The sequence below is a fragment of the Clostridium zhoujianii genome (genome assembly GCF_051590805.1).
Taxonomy (GTDB): domain Bacteria; phylum Bacillota; class Clostridia; order Clostridiales; family Clostridiaceae; genus Clostridium.
In genome coordinates this window covers 35,077-54,573 of the sequence record NZ_JBPUTF010000006.1, presented here as the reverse complement: position 1 = coordinate 54,573, position 19,497 = coordinate 35,077, and the positions used below count along the sequence as shown (strand labels likewise).

Sequence of the window (19,497 nt, the reverse complement as noted above, 5' to 3'; positions counted from 1 at the left end):
GGTGGGGGATGTAAATTTAAATAGTAGTGAAATTATATCAAAGGAATATTTTTATGCTATTAATTACCCAACTTTTGAAGAAAACTTATGCGATATGGAGATGAAATATCTTTTCAATAAGGTTCCAGCAGGAAAGTATTTCTTATCTGATAAGTATATTAATCCCTCAAGAAGTCCATTTATAAAAGAAAGTATATCTATAATTTATTCTGAAGAATCTCTAGAAAAGATAATTCAGAATATTGTAGAGGATAAGTTGGCCTACGATGATTTTAAGGTTTGTTATATAAAAGTTGAAGGCGGAGATGTTGATTATAAAGAGAGGCTTAGAAGCTTAAGGGAAATAGGCTGGGTTATCCAGGGAGAACCGGATATGCATGAACCTAAAGTAACTTTAGGAGTAACTAAGTTTGAGGGAAAGTGGATATTTGGAATATACGAAAGAAATGATTATGAATGGCATATTCACGATGAAAAACCTTTTTCTTATTCAAATTCATTAAGCTTAAGGGTATCAAGAGCTGTAGTTAATATAGCAGTTGGTAATAACTTAGGCTGTAGATTAGTTGATCCTTGTTGTGGTGTAGGAACGGTAGTGTTAGAAGCTCTTTCAATGGGGATTAATGTAAGAGGATATGAAATAAATGATAATATTGCAGGAAATGCTATAAGGAATTTAGAGTTCTTTGGATATGAGAATGTTATAGAGAATAAGGATATGCATAGGGTAGAGGAGCATTATGATGTGGCAATTGTAGATTTACCATATGGATTATTTTCACCAACTACTATTAAAGAGCAAACTGATATTATGAAAACAGCACGAAAAATTGCAGATAAGTTAGTTATAATTACTTTTGAAGAAATGGATAAGCATATAAGGGAAGCAGGCTTTGAAATAATAGATAATTGTTATGTTTGTAAAGGTAAATTTAAAAGATATATAAATATATGTAAGTAATAATAAATAGTTTGGGTATATTTTTTGATTAAGTAAAAGATTGATTATACGAAAATATTAATAGGAGTATTAGTGATATAAGGAGATGTTTTTTATGATACAAGATGTAACCTTAAAAGATATTCTTACCATTATACATAGAACTATTAATTCAGTAGATAAAAGGCTTTTAAATCACGGGGAACAGGTAGCATATATTATGTTAAGTTTACTTAAGGCCGATGGTGGATATAGGGAAGAAGAGATTGTAAGAATATGCACAATAGCAATGTTCCATGATATAGGAGCATATAAGGTGACAGAAAGAGATAGACTTGTAGAAATTGACTCTGTAAAGCCATTTCATCATGCAGTATATGGGTCATTATTTATTAAGCATTTCTCACCATTATCGGATTTATCAAATATAATTTTAGGCCATCATTTTACAGCTAAATACATAGAAAGAAAAAATATAAAAGATAATCCTAAAGAAGCTTTAATGTTGAGTTTGGCAGACCACATAGCTATAGTATATTTAAATAAAAAATTAATGGGAGTAGATTGCCTAAAAAAGAAAGAAAAATATTATTTAAAAGAAAATATAGATTTATTTATTGAGGCAGATCAGAGATTTAATGTTGTAAATAATTTAAATAATAATACATATGCAGAGGAGTTATATAAATATTTTGATGGTAGAAAAGTAAGTCGTGAAGAGGTAATTGGATATGTAAAGATGTTGACTTATGCAATAGATTTTAGAAGCGAAGCAACAGTTAAGCATACAATATTAGTAGAGGCTATTAGCCATGAACTTGCTATATTATGTGGATTAAATGCGCAAAGAGTAGCAAGAATTACTATAGCTGCAACTCTTCATGATATAGGAAAGATAACTATACCTATAGAAATATTAGAGAAGCCAGGAAAGCTTACATCAGAAGAATTTGAAATAATTAAATCTCATGCTATTAATGGGTATAATATTTTAAGTGATTTAAATATTGATGATATAAGGGATATGGCAGCTCTGCACCATGAAAAACTTGATGGAACAGGGTACCCATTTGGACTTACCGGAGATAAACTATCTACAGAGGTAAGAATAGTGGCAGTAGCAGATATTCTTAGTGCATTACTTGGTGTAAGAAGTTATAAAAATGAATTTAGCAAACCTAAAATAATAGGAATATTAAAAGATATGGCTGAGAATAACAAAATAGATTATGAGATGGTCGGAATAGTTATAGAAAATTATGATTACATAGTTAGACAAGCTAACGAGAAGTGCAGTGAAGTAATGGAGATTTATGAGAATATAATGAAAGAGTACAAAATATTACTTGATAAGGTTTCATAGGGAGGCAATAGTCTCCCATTTTTATTGCAATTCTATATGATAAAAGAATATAATTTATATAAGTACTTAGGAGAGGAGATTTAAAATGGAAAAAACAATACAGCTCTTTAAGGCTCTATCAGATAAATCAAGATTAAAGATAATAGCTACTCTAAATGAAGGTCCTATGTATGTTGAACTATTGGCCCAAAGATTAGATTTAGCACCATCTACAATTTCCTTTCATTTAAAGAAGTTAGAAGAGTGTGGAGTTGTAACATCCTCTAAGGAGCAATATTATGTGGTTTTTACTCTTAATAAGGATATATTAGATAACAAGATAATTGACTTTATTAAAATTAATAAGGAAGATAGAAAAGAAGAGAGAAAAAGAGAAGAAGAATATAAACAAGATGTTATAAATACTTTCTTTAAAGATGGTAAATTGCAATCTATGCCAGTACAAAAGGAGAAAAGGCGAATTGTATTAGAAGAGATAAGTAAGCTATTTGAAGAGGGTAAAGAATATAAAGAAAAAGAAGTTATTTTAATGATAGCTGACTTTACAGAAGATTTTTGGACCATAAGAAATGAATTAATAAAACAAGGATTATTAATTAAAGCTAAGGGACTTTATTATAGAGGTGATAAGAATAAAGAAATTAGTAATGTAGTAGCAAAGAAAATTCCTCAGATGATAAAAAATAAATTATTTAAAGATGAAGTTATAGTTGCTTCAAAATATGATGGATTTCTAGTTGATATAAAAGATTCTGCATATAATAATGTTAAAGAAAAACAATTATATATAACCAATAGAGGAAGGATATTAATATATCAGTTATCTACAATAAAGGGATTTGAGATAATTGAGCATGTATATTCATATAACATAAAAGTAGAAAGTAATAAGAATAAATTTGAAGTTATCTACTCAAATGATATTAATAATGAAAAATTAGATTGTGTAGAGCAAGATAATGAGGTTATTTGCAGAGGAAAGAATCTTAAAGCAAAGTCAGAAAATGGGTTAAGAACTTCAATAATGGATATGACAATTAACTTTGAAATTGAAGAATTTAATGAAATTAGGAAAAAAGTAGATATAGACATATTCAATATTACAGGATGATTAGTATGCTAATCATCTTTTTTTTGAAATTTAATTCGATAAATATAAAAATAGAATGGACAAAAATGATTTGATAAGTATATAATTAAAATATAGGAAAAATAGAACTATGGAGGTTGAGAATAATGGGAGCGATTTCAGAAAGAGTTTTAAAGTTTTTAAAAGATGATGAAAAAATTGTATTTGAGGTAAAGTCAGATATAAAAGTGGGTCTATCTGCTAATCAAGTAGAAGTAAAGGAAGGAACAAAAATATATATAAGTAATTTTGCTAATATTTATTTCTATCATGAAGAGAGTGATGCAATATATACTCTAAAACAAGGGGAGTTTATTAAGGGTATTAAGTATAAAGTTATAGGTGATAATGCATTGTGTAATATGGAGAGGTTGATGGTAAAGCCAGAAATGGCAAATATTATGACCGCAATAGCTTATATAGATGGAGAATTTACAATTTCATTAAAAAAAATAGAATCAGTTCAAAAAGATATAGAAGTGAGATTTTTTGAATTAGAAGAAGATGAGGAAATAACCGGAGAAATATTAGAGGCAAATAATCTGTACAAGATTTATGGTAATAACAAGGAGGAAGTAGCTGCTTTAAATGGTGTAACTGTAAAAATTAACGAAGGAGAATTTATATGTATAATGGGGCCATCTGGATCAGGTAAGTCTACCTTAATAAATATTTTATCAACAATAGATGCACCTACAAGAGGGACAGTAAGATTTAGAGGGAAAAATCTTTTGAGTATGAAGGAAAGGGAAATTAGTAAATTTAGATATGAGAATTTAGGATTCATATTCCAAGATTTTAATTTAGTAGACAACCTTACTATACGTGAAAATATAGCAGTACCACTTATATTAGCATCTATGTCAAGTAAGGATATAGAAGAGAGAATAAAAAATATAGCAAACAAGTTAGATATAGAAAAGATATTAAATAAGTATCCAAGTCAATGTTCAGGAGGTCAAAATCAGAGAGCTGCATGTGCAAGAGCTTTGGTAACGAATCCAAAGATAATAGTTGCAGATGAACCAACAGGAAATTTAGATACTAAAAATTCACATCAATTATTAAAGATGATGCAAAAATTAAATGAAGAAGATGGAATTACAATAGTTATGGTAACTCATGACAATATGATAGCAAGTTACTCTAAAAAGTTAATATTTATTAGAGACGGAAAGATGGATGAAGTTGTTGAAAGAGCTGGAAGAACCCAGAAAGAATACTTCTATAATATTGTAGATATCACTTCAAAAGAGTCTCAAAATCTTATAGATATATTATAGGGGGTAGGGAGCATGGGAATATTTAAATATACACTAATGACTTTCAGAAAGGATTTTAAAAACAATCTATTTTATATCCTTGCAATGACAGTTTCAATTGCAATAATATTTAATACCTTCAATCTAATTTTTAATGAGAATATTGTAATAAGAAAAAGTGCTGACTATCATACAATGTTTTTGCTTGGTTTAGTAATACAAGCTGTAGCAATTTTATTTATGCTATTTGCAAACTCCTATTATTTGGAGGATAAATATAAAGAGTACGGAGTAATAACTATTTCAGGTAGATCTGTATTTGAAATTAGTAAAATAATTATGATTAGAAATATAATCAGTAGTACTTTATCAGTTATTCTTGGTTGCGTAATAGGTGGTATGGTATCACCATTAATCACTGCTAGAGCATACTCATTAATAGGCTTTGATGGAAGTCCTAGATATATATCACAAACTGGTATTGTAATGACTTGTATTATTATTGCTACACAATTTATGTTTGTAATATTAGTAAACACAGGAAACGTATATAGAAAAAAAGTAACTGAATTAATGAAGGGAAAGAATCAACCTTTCATGCCTGATAAAAGGAATATAAAGCTAAAGCCTAAAAACTATATTATTATATTTTTATTACCAGTATTATTATTTTTAATACCATTTAATCCAAAAGATAAAATGTACCTATTAACAGTATTAATTGTAATATGTAGCTTTGGTACTCAGGGAATTGTAAGGTATGTTATTCCAACTATGTTTTCTGAGTATAAGAATAAAAAGTTAGTTACAGATAGAATTAAATTAATATCAATAAGTAACTTACATTACTCATTACAAAAATCCACATATTTAATTTTATCCTTAGTACTTGCAACATCCTTTACTATAGCAATAGCTTGTAGTTATGAATCAGGAAGTATTTTAAGTGTAATATCATTAGTATGTTTTGCTGTTGTTGTAGTAATATTAAGTTTTACTATAGTATATAAGTTTTTAGTGGAGGCTCTGAAGAGGAGAAAAAACTATAAACAGCTTAGATTATTAGGATATACGAAGAATGAGATTAGAAAGGTAATATTCCAAGAAGTAATAATATACTATTTTATAATAATTGCAATTGCATTAGTTCATATGTCTTTAGTTATTATAACTAGCGTAAGTGCAGGATTATTAGCTGGTAGCTTAGCTATTGGATTAGTATCAGCCTATATACTTACATTTGTAATAACAGGTGTTTTATCATATATTGGATACAGAAAATTAGCAGTATAAGCAATGTTTAGAATATAAGAAGAATCATATTATTTTTATTAAAGTAATGTGGTTCTTTTTTATATGCTTTTATTTTATAAGGGGTAAGTCGATAGAAAGTGGCGTAACAATAAATGGATTTACAAATATTTTCCTTATTGGTAAAATGAAATAAAAGGAGATGATATGTTTGAAAAGGCTTATAGACCTTATAATAGGAGTATTTTTCATTGGATATTTTATAGTAATTAACCTTTTAAGTAGTAGAAAGATAGCATTTAGTGGAGCAATTGCAATAGCTGGTGTTATTTTAATTTTATATCATTTCTTGAAAAAGAAATTTGAAGATAATAGGAGTTTTATTAAAGCAAATAAGTTAATTAGAATATTAGTTTGTATTGGATTAGTAGGATTTTTAGCGGTTGAAGCAGTTATAATTGGATATCCAAAGAAAAGTGAGGTTAATACAGATTATATTCTGGTGTTAGGGGCTGGACTTAATAATGGTAATGAACTTAGCTTAACCTTGAAGGATAGATTAGACGCAGCTTTAAAGTGTATAAATGAGTATGGTAATGATGGATATATAGTTCTTTCAGGAGGTAAGGGTTCAGATGAGAGAATTTCAGAATCAGAGGCCATGAAAAGATATTTACTAGAACAAGGTTTACCTAGTGAAAAGATAATAACTGAGGATAAGTCTACAAATACTTATGAGAATTTTAAATACTCTAAAGATAAGATAGAAGAACATAGTAAAAAACCAATAGGAGAAAGTAGTGTTAAAGTAGTAACTACAGATTTCCATGGGTTTAGAAGCAGTATATTGGCAAATAGAAATGGATATGAAGATGTAAAGTTATACACAAGCAATACAGTATCTTATTTAATTCCAGTATTTTATGCAAGGGAAGCTTTAGCTTTAGTTAAAAGTGTTTTATTTGATAGATAGGGAGTAAATATATTTTATGGGGGGAATTTTAATATGTTTTTACCATTTATAAAGGGGATTTCATTTTTATTTGTATATGCAATTTATGCTTTTATTTTAATACAAATAATGAGGATTGTAGTTAAAGAGCAAGATTCCAAGAATTTTATAGTGGAGCCTCTTACAGAAAACGAGTATTTTGTACTAAAGGAAGCTGGCAAGGTAAGTGCAGTAGATGGAATAAGGTTTTTTTGTTATAAGTTATATGTAAATGGATATATTGATTGTATGGATAATAATAAAGGAGTATTTAAATCAAAGCCGTGTATTGATCTAGGAAATTTAACAACTATTGAGCAAAAAATATACTATGAATTTATAAGTGAAAAACCTGTATCAGAGGTAAAAATTGAAGGAGATGTAATAGATGCAATAAATACATATGTCTCAGAAATAGAGCCGGGATTAGAGAGCAGGGATTTAATTAGAAATCCTAGTAATAATAAAAGAATTATAAATGTAGTAAGGGTTATGGCTATATTAGTCTTTCTTCCGGGGTTTCTAAGATTATTATCGGGTATAGTTAATAATATGGCAGTTACCTATCTTGTAATTGAGTTAATAATTGTAGCTGGTGGATTTTTAGGGGCAGCAGATAAGGTTAAGAATAAATATATTACTAAAAAAGGAAAAGCAAGTTTAAAGACATATGAGTCTGCTTTTAATATGAATAATGCAAGGGATATTAACATGGAGGATGAGGATTTTAGGAGAGCTAATTACGATATATTAATGGCTGCATTTTTAGCTCAAGGAATAGGGGAAAGTATTTTAGGAGCTATTCCGATAAGTAGTAGTAATGTAATTAACGACAGCAATAATTCTAGTGGGTGTAGCTCATGTTCATCTTGTAGCTCATGTTCATCTTGTAGTTCTTGTTCTTCCTGTAGTGGGTGTGGTGGATGTGGTGGAGGTAATGATTAATGTCTTCATTAGTATTACAGTGGCATATAACTAATAAATGCAATAAGAGGTGTAAGCATTGCTATCAGCAAGAATATGATTGCCAAGAGATGGGTACGGATAAATTGATTGAGATAGGTGAGCAGTATAAGGAACTTTTAGAGGAGTATAACAATATAAATGAAATCAAATGCAAAGGTCATATAAATATAACTGGAGGAGAGCCTTTCGTTAGGAAGGATCTTTTTCAGTTACTTGATTATTTTCAGGAAAATAAAGATAAGTTTACTTTTGGAATACTTACAAATGGTTCATATTTAACTGAGGATATTGTAAAGAAACTTAAAACTTATAATCCAAGAATAGTACAAGTTAGTTTAGATGGGGATAAAACTATGCATGATAATATTCGAGGAGAAGGGTCATATGATGAAGTTATACAGGCTATAAGGTTATTAAATAAGTATGGAATAAAGTCCTTAGTTTCATTTACAGCAAATAATAAAAATTACAATTACTTTGGCAAAGTAGTACAAGCAGCTAGAAGAGCTGGGGCCTATAAAGTTTGGAGCGATAGAATGGTTCCAATAGGAAATGGATCAGGGGGAGAGGTAGATACATTATCCCCACAAGAGGTAACAAGATACATAAATATATTGAGAAGAGAGAAAGGCAAGTTTATAAATAGACATAGTAAGACTATTGTAAGTACGGAAAGAAGTCTTCAATTTTTGTGTGGAGAAACTAGTGGATATAGCTGTAATGCTAGTAAGGGGTTGATAGTTGTATTGGAAAATGGTGATGTTATGCCCTGTAGAAGGTTGCCTATTGTAGTGGGAAATGTGAATGAGGCATCATTAAAGGATATTTATTTTGGGGCACCTGTTATGTTAGATTTGAGAAAAGAAGGCGACAAACCTAAGGGGTGTGAGAATTGTAGGTTTGTGCAGATTTGTAATGGTGGAGCAAGGTGTATAGCTTATGGAGTTTATGGTGATTATAGACAAGGGGATTATGGGTGTATGTTGAGGTCAAAATGATGTTATCATGGAACAAATAGGATATAATAATAAGTGAATTAGGAGTGTGTGAAATGAAAATGAATGAGTTTAATATAGCTATCAGCTAGTGATCAATACTTGATAAGGAAGAAGGAAGCTGATAATAGCTTCCTTAGTGATTCATGATTTCATATAAATATAATCTATAATGCACAATCTTTATTGTGTAATACATCATTAACAATGCTGCCATCACTAATTTGTATAATCCGATTACATTTCTTAGAAACTTCAATATCATGTGTAATTATAATAACAGTTTTACCTTGGGCATTTATTTGCAATAGCATATCTAAGATACTAGTACCTGTTTTTTTATCAAGCGCTCCAGTTGGTTCATCTGCTAGAATTACTTCAGGGTTGTTTACTAATGCTCTTGCAATAGCCACCCTCTGTTTCTGTCCACCTGATAATTGTTTGGGATTTTTTTTGAGATGTTCTTCTAATCCTACTTCTTTTAAAATGTTAGTTGCTTTTTCTTTAAGCTTCTTTTTATTATCAGAATAACTTAGAGGAATTGCCACGTTATCAACTATATTATAATCATATAGTAAATTAAAATTCTGAAATATAAATCCGATTTTCTTATTTCGTATTTTTGATAATTCTTTTGAATTTTGTTTACTTACATCTTGCCCATCTAAGTAATATTCACCTTTTGTTGGGATATCAATACAACCTAATATATTTAATAAAGTTGATTTTCCAGCGCCAGATTGTCCCATTATAGCTAATAATTCACCCTTTTTTACACTAATATTAATATCTTTTAAAGCTTCTGTTTTAGCATCGCCACTTCCATATATCTTATTTATATTTTTCAAGTCTATAATATTCATATCTATTCACCTCTCATTAAATCAGCAACAATAATTTTTCTTAATTTTATAATTGGTATTATTCCTATAAATAAAGTAAGAATCAAAACTAAGCCTACATTGTACAGTACTATATTTAAATTTATTATCTTAGCAGTAATAAATAATGATTGTTTTAACCATAAACTAACTATTGATAGTAGAGAACATGCCCCCATTATATAAAGAACTTCAAAGAATAATTCTTTGCATAAATCGTTTATTGTTGCACCACAGGCTATTCTAATACCAAATTCTTTTCTTCTTTCTTTTATTTCACCCAATAATACGCTTATCACACCTATAACAGATAGTATTGTTAATATTAATCCTAATACTACTGAATTAATTACATCTTTATACAATACTTCTTTAGCAGGTATATAGTCATCTTTTAAAGGTATATCTCTTATGATAAAATTACTATTACCATAATCTTTCTTAAACTGTTCTTTTACATAATCGATGGACATATCATTATTAGCCTCTACAAAGCAACCAACATCATTTATGGCTACTGTTTCATTAAAGAAATCTAAATTTTTTACAGTTGGAAATATTGACAAAGCATTAGAAAAAGTTATATTTTCAATAAATTCTGTTTTGCTAAGAATTGAAGGTATTGCATTATCTTCATAGAAACCAATAATTTTAAATGTTATTTTTTCTGTGTCACTAATATTTTGTGAAATTGTATCTCCAATTTTATAATGTTCCTTATAATCCTTTCCAAGGATTAAGGGTATATTCTCTTTTTTATAATCAATTTCAAAATCAGCTTTAGTGAAATTTCGTCCTTCAGAAAGTTTAAGATCATACCTATTAAAAAAATCATAATTTATCATTATTGAAGTAGTATATCTAGCTGGAAGATCTTGAGGCAGTTGCAAATATTCTTTTGGACAATATTCATATAGTTCTGAGATTGCATTGGGATAAATAAAGTAAATACTACTTCTATTAATGATGTCATTACTTTTCATTTCCTGCAATTTGTTGTGAAAGTCTTTAATTATAGGTGTTGCTTCGGCAAAAAAATCAATATTATCATTTTGAAATATTGAATCATTTGGAAAGACTCTTAAAAGGTGAGTTTTATTAAAGTCAAAAAGATTATTAAAATAGTTCATCTTATTCCGTGAAGTTTCTATAGTTACTGCTGATGAATTTAGCATCATTAAACCAATTGAAAACTGTAATACTATAAGAAAAGCTAAAAATTTCATTCTTTTAAGTGATTTAAGTGCATTTAACATTGTTATTCCTCCCTTAACATCTCAATTGGTTGAACTTTAGATATAAATTTTAAGGAGGGCAATGTTACTATAAATGCTGAAAATATAGCTAACATAAATGAAGAAATAAAATTGCCCTTGTGCAGCCTAACATCAACAGTTGAAATAAAACCATTAGTATTAATTGCTAATATATATTGGATTCCTAAAGCTAAAATTAGGGACGCTATAGCAATAATAACTAATTCACCAAAGAAAATTTTAGCTATATCTTTATCTTCAGCTCCTAATACCTTCCTTAGAACGATTTCTTTTTTTCTACTTTTAACCCAAAGTGAAGAAATGCTAATAGAGTTAATTATTGTAATTAATACAACGAAGAATGTAGCCTTATGCAAAGCTTCACCTTCAATACTTTTGTTATCTGATAAATAGGGAGAGGTTATTAGTTTGAAATTTTCATCTTTTGATTTTAAATACTTATCGAGCATATCAACAGCATTACTTAGAGTGTTAACTTCACCTCGTATGATTACATTAACATTTGATTGATTCATATCTTTTTTATCATAAAGTTGTTCAAATGTTTCATAGGGCAGGATTACACTCTTTTGGATATCGAAGACTGAGAATTCTTTTTTTAACGTTAATGCTTTATTTTCAACAGATGAATTTAATATAAGTTCATCTTCTTTTATCCTAGTGGAGAATATGGCACTATTATTAGTGCTTAATAATGAACTATTAAATACTTGTCCACCTTCTTTTAAATCTAAATAGAATTCTTCTCCATTTCTAGCAACGATGCTTTGAACAATAATACCTTTTTCATTAATTTCTTTCTCAAGAATAATTGTTACTTTTTCATCTTTAAAAACATTTACAACTTCAGATAAAGAGATATTATTTGTATGTATAAATACTAAAAATTTATTATTATCTGAATTAAATGCTTTAGCTCTATTATTTTGAGAAATAGTTGCGGAGCTTCCTAGCGAAAATATAAGTATTGATAGTGTAAAGGATAAAATGAAAAAGATAGTTGTGGCTTTTCTTTGTTTTATTGAATAAAATAAATTCATAAATTTTCACCTCTAAAATTTGTAAAACATTTGGTTTTGTTAAAAGGGTTTAATATATATCGTTTATTTAAATTTTCACAACCTTGTTAGATATAAGTTCTAATTAAGAATTTTAAATTTGAAATGTAGCAAAAAAATTCATGTGGAATGTTTAAAGGTTGAAATGAAATAAGTCAAAGAGTTATTTAATATATTACATTAGTATTACTTAAATCACAATAGATTACAAAATAAACAAAAAATGCAAATATATAAATATATTAAGACGAGAAAAAAATAGGTTTATAAATAGATATAGCAAAACTACTGTAAGTACTGAAAGAAGCCTTCAATTCCTATCTGGGGAAGATAAAGTGTATATATTTTAACTCACCAGTAATGATGGAGCTTAGAGAAGATGTGGGTAAGCCTAAGGGATGTGAAAACTGCAAGTTTTTAAAGATATGTAATGGGGGGCAAAATGTATATCTTATGGGGTATATGGAGATTACAAAGAAGGGGATTATAGATGTATATTGAGGAATAGATAGATATGAATTATGAATAAATATGAGGTATTTCAAGCTAGGAATCACCATATCCAACATTGAAAGTAAATATACAAAATGGTAATATATACCTAATAAGTGGTGTGGGAGTGATTAAGGTGATTGAAAATTTTCAAGCAGAAGTAGAGTCGAAATTAACACCTGATGAAGAAATTGAAAAAATGTTTGTTGCACCTAACTATGAAATGCTTAAGGAAGGTCCTAACATTACTGCTTTTTCATCCAGTGCTTTAATGGGAACTGGAGATTATTCATTTACTTATTCTATCATAATAACTAATAAACGAATTTTTATTGGTAATGCCAATCCATATTTTAAAGTTATTTCTTATAAAATATATGATATAAAGGATCTTAAGAATATTGAAGTCTCAAGCTATGATTCAAAAAAGAAATTTAATATTATGCCCTTTTATTATTTCTTTGGTTTGTTACCAATAGTTTTAGTTGCTGATATATTTTTAAATGAATATATATCTGAATTGGGAACAATAGATAGTCAATTAGCTATTTATTTCATATCACTAGCAATACCGGTCACTATAATTTATGGACTATATAGACTAATAAGAAAGTTTGCTTATTCTAAATTAGTTACTGATATAAGTTTTAGTGATGGAAATGAATTATGTGCTCTTTTAGGGAAGAAAAGTGACTTTAACTTTTTGAAAAAATTATCAATAAATAAAAGTTTTTAGTATTTATTGATAATTTAGAAGGCGAAAGATATTAAGAGAAGAAGATATATAGAAATAGATATATCTGGATACAAAGATAATAAGATATCAAGAAGCTGATGTAATACGGATTTGATGGACCTTTGTAAGAGAATTATAATGATATTAAATAAAAATATACTAAAAGAATACTCGTATTAGCTAGAGAATAGCATTCTATAGACTAATATGAGTATTCTTTTATTGGTTTAAGAAATTTATGATATTATAATAATCTTCCCATCATAACACCCATTGCAGATGCCATCATAAGTCCTCTAGTCCAACCACTAGAATCACCTAAACAGTGAAGACCTTGAATATTTGTCTCAAAATTCTTATCTAAGTTGATCTTATTACTATAGAACTTTATTTCAGGTCCATAAAGTAAAGTTTCTCTACCTGCAAATCCAGGAACTACTGTGTTCATAGATTCAATGAAGTTTAATATGTTAGTCATAGTTCTGTATGGCATAGCAGAAGTTAGATCTCCAGCTACTGCATCAGGTAAAGTATGCTTAACATTTGATTGAGATAGCTCATGTTGCCAAGTTCTCTTACCATCTAAGATATCTCCGTATCTTTGAACTAAGATACTACCATTACCAAGCATATTAACAAGTTCAGATACCTTTTTACCATATTCAATAGGTTGATTGAAAGGTTCAGCAAAATCATGAGAACTTAATATAGCTAAATTGGTATTGTTAGACTTCTTATCCTTGTAAGAATGTCCGTTAACTATTGCAAGGTTATTATCATAATTTTCTTGGCTAACAAATCCACCAGGATTTTGGCAGAAGGTTCTTACTTTGTCCCTAAATGGAGCAGGATATCCAATTAGCTTTGATTCATAAAGAACGCTATTAACACTCTCCATTACCTCATTTCTAAGTTCAACTCTAACCCCAATATCTACAGTACCGGCTCTATGATTAATATTGTGTTTAACACACATATCTTTAAGCCAGTCAGCACCTTTTCTACCTGTACCAACTACAACTTTTTCACTATAGACTTCTTCATCTTTAGTTTTAGTTATAGAGTCAGTTAAGATAACACCAGATACCTTATTATCATTTATAATTAAATCTTTAACGGTTGTATCAAATCTTATTTCAACACCATTATCTAATAAGTGGTTTTGTATTTTTAAATATATTTCTTGAGCTTTTTCAGTACCTAAATGTCTTATTGGACAATCAACGAGCTTTAAATTAGCCTCAATAGACTTTCTTCTAATTTCTTTAATTTCTTCTGTATGACCTAAGCCTTCTACATGGCTATCAGCACCAAAGTCTAAATATATAGAATCAGTATAATCAATATATTCTTGAGTAAAGTCAGCTCCAACTAGATTTGGAAGATCTCCTCCAACTTCATAGTTTAAAGATAGTTTTCCATCTGAGAATGCACCAGCACCAGAGAAACCAGTGGTGATATGGCAGTAAGGCTTACAAGACACACAAACATTTGTCTTTTCCTTTGGACAATGTCTTCTGTCTATTCTTCTTCCTGCTTCAATTAAAAGAATATTAGATTGTGGTTTTTGTTTCTTTAACTCATAGGCAGTAAATATACCTGCTGGACCTGCACCTACTATTATTACGTCATAATTCATTATAAACAACTCCTCATAAATTAAGATATTTAATTAGTAGACACTTATAGGTAGAGCAATTTACGGTAGCTCGGTAGAAACATCCAACCCATATTGTAGGATTTATATAAGTGAACAATATTCAATTTTTTAAATATAAAGTTCTTATTACAAGGAGATTTTAGCCTATATAAACAAAAAAATCAATATGAAAGTGGAAAATAATTAAAAAATACCAATAAAAACACGAACATTTAAATTTGAAAGACGATTATTTTATCATTAGCAATACATAGGGTGTATATTTCTTGGTGGTGTATTATTTTTATTAGTAAAGGATTTAATAAAAGACTCATTTACTAAAATGAAGACTTAGTACTATCACTTAATGCTTCATATCTAAGGCTAGTAAATAAGGAGGAGGGATGGGTACTATTTGAATTTAAAGTGAATTCTATAAGTATAAAGGAGTAAGATAAGAAGTATTTTTGCATGAAATTTATCCCTAAAAATGAAGTTTACATAAATAACTGTAGGACAGTGAGAAAATTTTACAAAGAGATAACTTAAGAATCTTATACTTTTTTATCTGACTTTGTCTGACCTTGTAGAGAAAATTATATTTATAAAATAATAGATAAAATACTATTTATTTTTAAAACAAGTAATTATATACTATATTTATATTTAAAGTAAATTTATCGAGGTGATTCCATGTTAAAAAATGACTATATAAAAGAAATTGAAAATGCACTAAAATTAGTTAAAAGAGAAGTTGATAAGAACATAGTAAATAATGAAATAGATAAGGCTTGCCAGGCTATAAATAAAGAGTTTAAGGGGTTAGTAGGTTTAGATTTAGATACAATAAGCTCCTTATCTTTTGATAGTATTAAGGCAATAATTAGTAGAGATAATCAGTATAATGCTGAGAAATATATTGCATTAGGTGAATTATTAAACCTTCAAGGTATAGTTTATAGTAGCCAAAAGGATGAGATGAATAAAGTTATACATTTTGGAAAAGCCCTTCAAGCTTTTGTTCAAGCTTATGAGGAAGATGATTCTATAGATAAAAAATATCTAGATGATGCTGAAAAAATGATAGAAGATTTAAGGCAATATGAACTTACTCTAGAAGATGATAAAAGGATATTCACTATATATGAATTATTAAATCAATTTGATAGGGCAGAAGACATGTTATTTTATATGTTAAAGATAAACAATAATAGCAAAGAGATAATTAAGGCAGGTTTAGATTTTTACAATAGACTAAAGGAAAAACCGGAGGAATTACTAGAAAAGGGTAATCTTCCATTGGAAGAAATTGAAGATAGCATTTTACAGCTAAAAGCTTTAGAAGCTATTGACAAGGAAGTATAAATATTAGAGAATATAGCAGGAATATTTAAAAAGTATATTTTGAAAGCAGACGGGCGGCTGGACTACCCGTGTGCTTTTTTTATTTTTACAAAGGAGAAGGTTATGAAGACGTTAAAGGATAAGAAGTTTTTAAAATCAATTCTTACCTTAGCACTACCTATTACACTACAAAGTTTTATAACATCATCTTTAAATCTTGTAGATAATGTGATGGTAGGTAGACTAGGGGAAGAAGCCATTGCGGCAGTAGGATTAGCAAATCAATATTTCTTTATATTTACCCTTTGTTTATCAGGGATTAATGCTGGTGCAAGTGTATTTATGTCACAGTATTGGGGTAAGAAAGATATCAAAAGTATTCGTAAGGTTTTAGGGTTAGATATTACAGTAGGATTTATTGCATCCTTTATTTTTGCATTAGGAGCCTTTATTTTTTCTAATGAAATAATGTGTATATTATCAAAGGATATCAATGTAATTGCATTAGGCAGTAGCTACTTAAAGATAGTTGCAATTAGTTGTCTATTTACAAATTTTACTCAAGGATATTCATCAGCACTAAGAAGTACAGAACAGCCTAAGTTACCTATGTATGCAAGCCTTATAGGGGTAATAAGTAATGCATTTTTAAACTGGGTATTTATATTTGGAAATTTAGGTATAGAGTCTATGGGGGTTGCTGGAGCAGCAATGGCTACAACTATAGCTAGAGCTATTGAAATGATATATATAATAACTATGGTTTATATAAAGAAAAATAAAGTTGCATCAAGACTAAAAGAAATGTTTAGTTTTAACAAGGATTTTGTTAAGACGTATTTTAGAACATCTACATCAGTTATTATTAATGAACTTGTATGGGCTTTTGGGATGACTGCATATTCTATAGCCTATGCACAAATAGGGACAAGTGCAGTGGCAACAATGCAAATTGCAACTACTTTAAATAATATGTTTATGGTACTTTGTATAGGTCTTGCAAGTGCGGCATCAATAATGATTGGTAATAAAATTGGTGCAGGACATGAAGATGAAGCGGTTGATTATTCTAAAAAAATAGGCTTACTATCACTAATAGTAGGATTAGTATTAGGAATTTTAATATGGGTATGTGCACCTTTAATATTAACAATTTTCAATATTACCCAAGAAACTTATGGAGATGCCTTAAAGGTACTTAGAATAATGGCTATTTTCTGCATAATTAGATCCTATAACGTTGTAATGATAGTTGGTGTGTTTAGAGGTGGTGGAGACATAACTTATTCAATGTTAGTACAAGCAGGAACAATATGGCTATTTGCAGTTCCAATAGCATTTATAGGAGCTATATTCTTATCAGTTCCTATATATATAGTTTATTTATTAATATGTCTTGAAGAAGTAATAAAGATTTTCTTTGAATTTGGTAGACTAAAATCAGGGAAGTGGGTAAATAATATAGTTGGTTAGGTTACTTACTCTCAATGTAACCCTAGTTAAACGAAAGAAGAAGGTAAATGGAAAATCCGTTTACCTTCTTTTTTACTTAGTTATTGATGAAAAAACTATATTCTCAATTGTTTCAGGAAGAACATTGATTTCTTCTTTAGAAAGATTTTTAACATCAACTGCAGGGTGAATAATTACTTCAACACTTGCAGCTTTAATCTTACTATTATTTTGCTCTAGAAGTTTATACGTACCATTTATAGTAATTGGTACTATAGGAACCTTAGGTTTGGTAGCAAGTTTAAAGCTACCCCCTTTAAAATCATGGGTATCTCCACCTTTACTTCTAGTACCTTCAGGGAATATTACCATGGAGTATCCGCTTTTGATAATGTTGATACCTTGAACTATAGATTCAGCAGATTTACGAAGATTATCTCTATCCATAAATATACACCTTATTTGTTTCATCCATGTACTAACACCGGGCCATTTTTCGAGCTCTTTTTTTGCGATAAATCCTTTTGGTACATCAATAGTACTCATAATTAGTGGTATATCAAAGTGACTTTGGTGATTTGCCATAAATACAACTGTTTGATCCTTTGGAATATTCTCTAGCCCCCTAACAGTTACTTTAGCTCCGCTAATCTTCATTATAAACTTTGCCCACCTATGGGTTATTTTGTGAATAAATTCAGTTGCTTCATCTACTCTTCCTTTACGCTTTAAATAGTTTGCCCTAGGTAATGCAATAGTAGTTACAAATATACTTAGGATTACACCAGGATAAAATAATATTGTTCTTAACATATATAAACCCTTCCTATCTTCAAATGATTTCATATAAAATAGTATATTACATCTATGATATAAATTAAAGAACTAATAGTAGAGTTACTTCATATAAATGAATAGGAAATAATAGTTTAGGAGTATAAGGTTGTCAGATTATTTAAAAGAAAAATTATTTATTGATTTTGAAGAGGGTATGGAGACTAGCACTGAGATAATGCCCAGAAAATATACCTTAACCCATTCTGATGAGACAGGTGATCTATTTTTATATATAGGAGAGAATTATGCCTGTAATAGACTTGAGGAAATAAGGGATGAGGTATTAGCAACATGGGAAAAGGTAGCTGAAACATATATTTTAAAAGTAGATTTACATTTAGATAGTGAATTATCTAATAAAAATTTAGAAGAACGAGATGTTATTTTTAGAAAAGAATTACCATTAGCGTTAAAAACAATTATATATGGTGATAGAAAATTATATATGAACAGAAAAGAGTTAATTAATTCCCCAGTTATTGTATATTTTAATTCAAATGATGAGAATTATAATAAGGTAGAGAGATGGGGAGCTGTAAAAGATTATATAATAGGCGAAGCAAGATCAAATGAGGATGAAAGAATAGTACCTCCATTGACGCGAGATAAAGTTATAATAACTTTGCTTACTCCACATATAGATAGAGAGTTAAAGAAATTGTATGGAAATAAGTTTGTTTTCTGTGCTACTTTTGCTGAAATTATGTCAATAAGACCATTAAATCCACCATTTGCTTGTAAGGGAAGTTATATAGTTGTAGTTGGAGTAAGAACAGGATTAAATATTCCAGGTCCAAATAAGAATAATGTGATTTTAGAGTTTCTGATAAAGCCTGACCAAGTTAGATTGGAATCAGTGAAGAATCCGAGGTAAAATCAGGTAT

Annotated in this window: 18 protein-coding genes and 1 riboswitch; of the genes, 13 read left to right on the top strand and 5 right to left on the bottom strand. The window is 28.9% G+C overall.

Going from position 1 to position 19,497, the window contains the following annotated elements:
- Window position 1: 1 nt before the first annotated feature.
- The 8 genes from ACSYT2_RS17880 (at window position 2) to ACSYT2_RS17845 (ending at window position 8,900) form a co-directional block, all read left to right on the top strand.
- Entirely contained in the window at window positions 2-961 is a 960-nt protein-coding gene (locus tag ACSYT2_RS17880; RefSeq protein ID WP_438385361.1) for a TRM11 family SAM-dependent methyltransferase, read from the top strand.
- Between the two features lie 94 nt (window positions 962-1,055).
- Window positions 1,056-2,303, top strand: coding sequence for an HD domain-containing phosphohydrolase (locus tag ACSYT2_RS17875; protein WP_430858077.1), 1,248 nt, complete (start codon window positions 1,056-1,058; stop codon window positions 2,301-2,303).
- Between the two features lie 85 nt (window positions 2,304-2,388).
- On the top strand, window positions 2,389-3,414 hold the full coding sequence (locus tag ACSYT2_RS17870) for a metalloregulator ArsR/SmtB family transcription factor (RefSeq protein WP_430858078.1): 1,026 nt from the start codon (window positions 2,389-2,391) through the stop codon (window positions 3,412-3,414).
- 530 nt (window positions 3,415-3,944) lie between these two features.
- Entirely contained in the window at window positions 3,945-4,715 is a 771-nt protein-coding gene (locus ACSYT2_RS17865) for an ABC transporter ATP-binding protein (RefSeq protein ID WP_430858122.1), read from the top strand.
- 12 nt (window positions 4,716-4,727) lie between these two features.
- Complete coding sequence (locus ACSYT2_RS17860; protein ID WP_438385360.1) at window positions 4,728-5,987, top strand: FtsX-like permease family protein; 1,260 nt, start codon at window positions 4,728-4,730, stop codon at window positions 5,985-5,987.
- Between the two features lie 169 nt (window positions 5,988-6,156).
- Window positions 6,157-6,918, top strand: coding sequence for a YdcF family protein (locus ACSYT2_RS17855; protein WP_438385358.1), 762 nt, complete (start codon window positions 6,157-6,159; stop codon window positions 6,916-6,918).
- 33 nt (window positions 6,919-6,951) lie between these two features.
- Window positions 6,952-7,881: a hypothetical protein gene (locus ACSYT2_RS17850; protein ID WP_438385357.1), complete on the top strand. Its 930-nt coding sequence runs from the start codon at window positions 6,952-6,954 to the stop codon at window positions 7,879-7,881.
- Window positions 7,881-8,900, top strand: a complete 1,020-nt coding sequence (locus tag ACSYT2_RS17845; protein ID WP_438385356.1) for a radical SAM protein — start codon at window positions 7,881-7,883, stop codon at window positions 8,898-8,900. Before ACSYT2_RS17850 ends, ACSYT2_RS17845 begins: the two co-directional genes overlap by 1 nt.
- Before the next feature lie 164 nt (window positions 8,901-9,064).
- Here the strand turns inward: ACSYT2_RS17845 and ACSYT2_RS17840 are convergent, their stop codons facing one another.
- Genes ACSYT2_RS17840 through ACSYT2_RS17830 form a run of 3 tightly spaced genes read right to left on the bottom strand, consistent with a single transcriptional unit; the run spans window position 9,065 to window position 12,095 of the window.
- Window positions 9,065-9,760 (bottom strand): ABC transporter ATP-binding protein, encoded by a 696-nt coding sequence (locus ACSYT2_RS17840; RefSeq protein ID WP_438385354.1) that lies wholly within the window; start codon window positions 9,758-9,760, stop codon window positions 9,065-9,067.
- 2 nt (window positions 9,761-9,762) lie between these two features.
- Window positions 9,763-11,034: an ABC transporter permease gene (locus ACSYT2_RS17835; RefSeq protein ID WP_438385352.1), complete on the bottom strand. Its 1,272-nt coding sequence runs from the start codon at window positions 11,032-11,034 to the stop codon at window positions 9,763-9,765.
- A gap of 2 nt (window positions 11,035-11,036) precedes the next feature.
- Window positions 11,037-12,095: an FtsX-like permease family protein gene (locus ACSYT2_RS17830; protein ID WP_438385350.1), complete on the bottom strand. Its 1,059-nt coding sequence runs from the start codon at window positions 12,093-12,095 to the stop codon at window positions 11,037-11,039.
- Window positions 12,096-12,473: 378 nt separating this feature from the next.
- Here ACSYT2_RS17830 and ACSYT2_RS17825 point away from each other — a divergent pair, with 378 nt between their 5' ends.
- Together ACSYT2_RS17825 and ACSYT2_RS17820 are read left to right on the top strand one after the other, a co-directional pair.
- Window positions 12,474-12,614 (top strand): hypothetical protein, encoded by a 141-nt coding sequence (locus tag ACSYT2_RS17825; protein ID WP_438385349.1) that lies wholly within the window; start codon window positions 12,474-12,476, stop codon window positions 12,612-12,614.
- 127 nt (window positions 12,615-12,741) lie between these two features.
- Window positions 12,742-13,341: a hypothetical protein gene (locus ACSYT2_RS17820; protein WP_438385347.1), complete on the top strand. Its 600-nt coding sequence runs from the start codon at window positions 12,742-12,744 to the stop codon at window positions 13,339-13,341.
- Between the two features lie 244 nt (window positions 13,342-13,585).
- On the opposite strand, the gene ACSYT2_RS17815 is transcribed toward ACSYT2_RS17820, so the two are convergent.
- Entirely contained in the window at window positions 13,586-14,980 is a 1,395-nt protein-coding gene (locus ACSYT2_RS17815) for an NAD(P)/FAD-dependent oxidoreductase (protein WP_438385345.1), read from the bottom strand.
- A gap of 27 nt (window positions 14,981-15,007) precedes the next feature.
- A riboswitch (purine riboswitch) is annotated at window positions 15,008-15,110 on the bottom strand.
- Window positions 15,111-15,673: 563 nt separating this feature from the next.
- On the opposite strand from ACSYT2_RS17815, the gene ACSYT2_RS17810 reads away from it, so the two are divergent.
- A complete protein-coding gene (locus tag ACSYT2_RS17810) occupies window positions 15,674-16,345 on the top strand; it encodes a DUF6483 family protein (protein ID WP_438385344.1) in 672 nt (223 codons plus the stop codon).
- A gap of 102 nt (window positions 16,346-16,447) precedes the next feature.
- Complete coding sequence (locus tag ACSYT2_RS17805; RefSeq protein ID WP_438385343.1) at window positions 16,448-17,797, top strand: MATE family efflux transporter; 1,350 nt, start codon at window positions 16,448-16,450, stop codon at window positions 17,795-17,797.
- 72 nt (window positions 17,798-17,869) lie between these two features.
- On the opposite strand, the gene ACSYT2_RS17800 is transcribed toward ACSYT2_RS17805, so the two are convergent.
- Window positions 17,870-18,589, bottom strand: a complete 720-nt coding sequence (locus ACSYT2_RS17800; protein WP_438385341.1) for a lysophospholipid acyltransferase family protein — start codon at window positions 18,587-18,589, stop codon at window positions 17,870-17,872.
- A 130-nt stretch (window positions 18,590-18,719) separates the two neighbouring features.
- Between ACSYT2_RS17800 and ACSYT2_RS17795 the strand changes: the two genes are divergently transcribed.
- Window positions 18,720-19,487, top strand: coding sequence for a staygreen family protein (locus tag ACSYT2_RS17795; RefSeq protein WP_438385339.1), 768 nt, complete (start codon window positions 18,720-18,722; stop codon window positions 19,485-19,487).
- The last annotated feature ends 10 nt before the right edge of the window (window positions 19,488-19,497 follow it).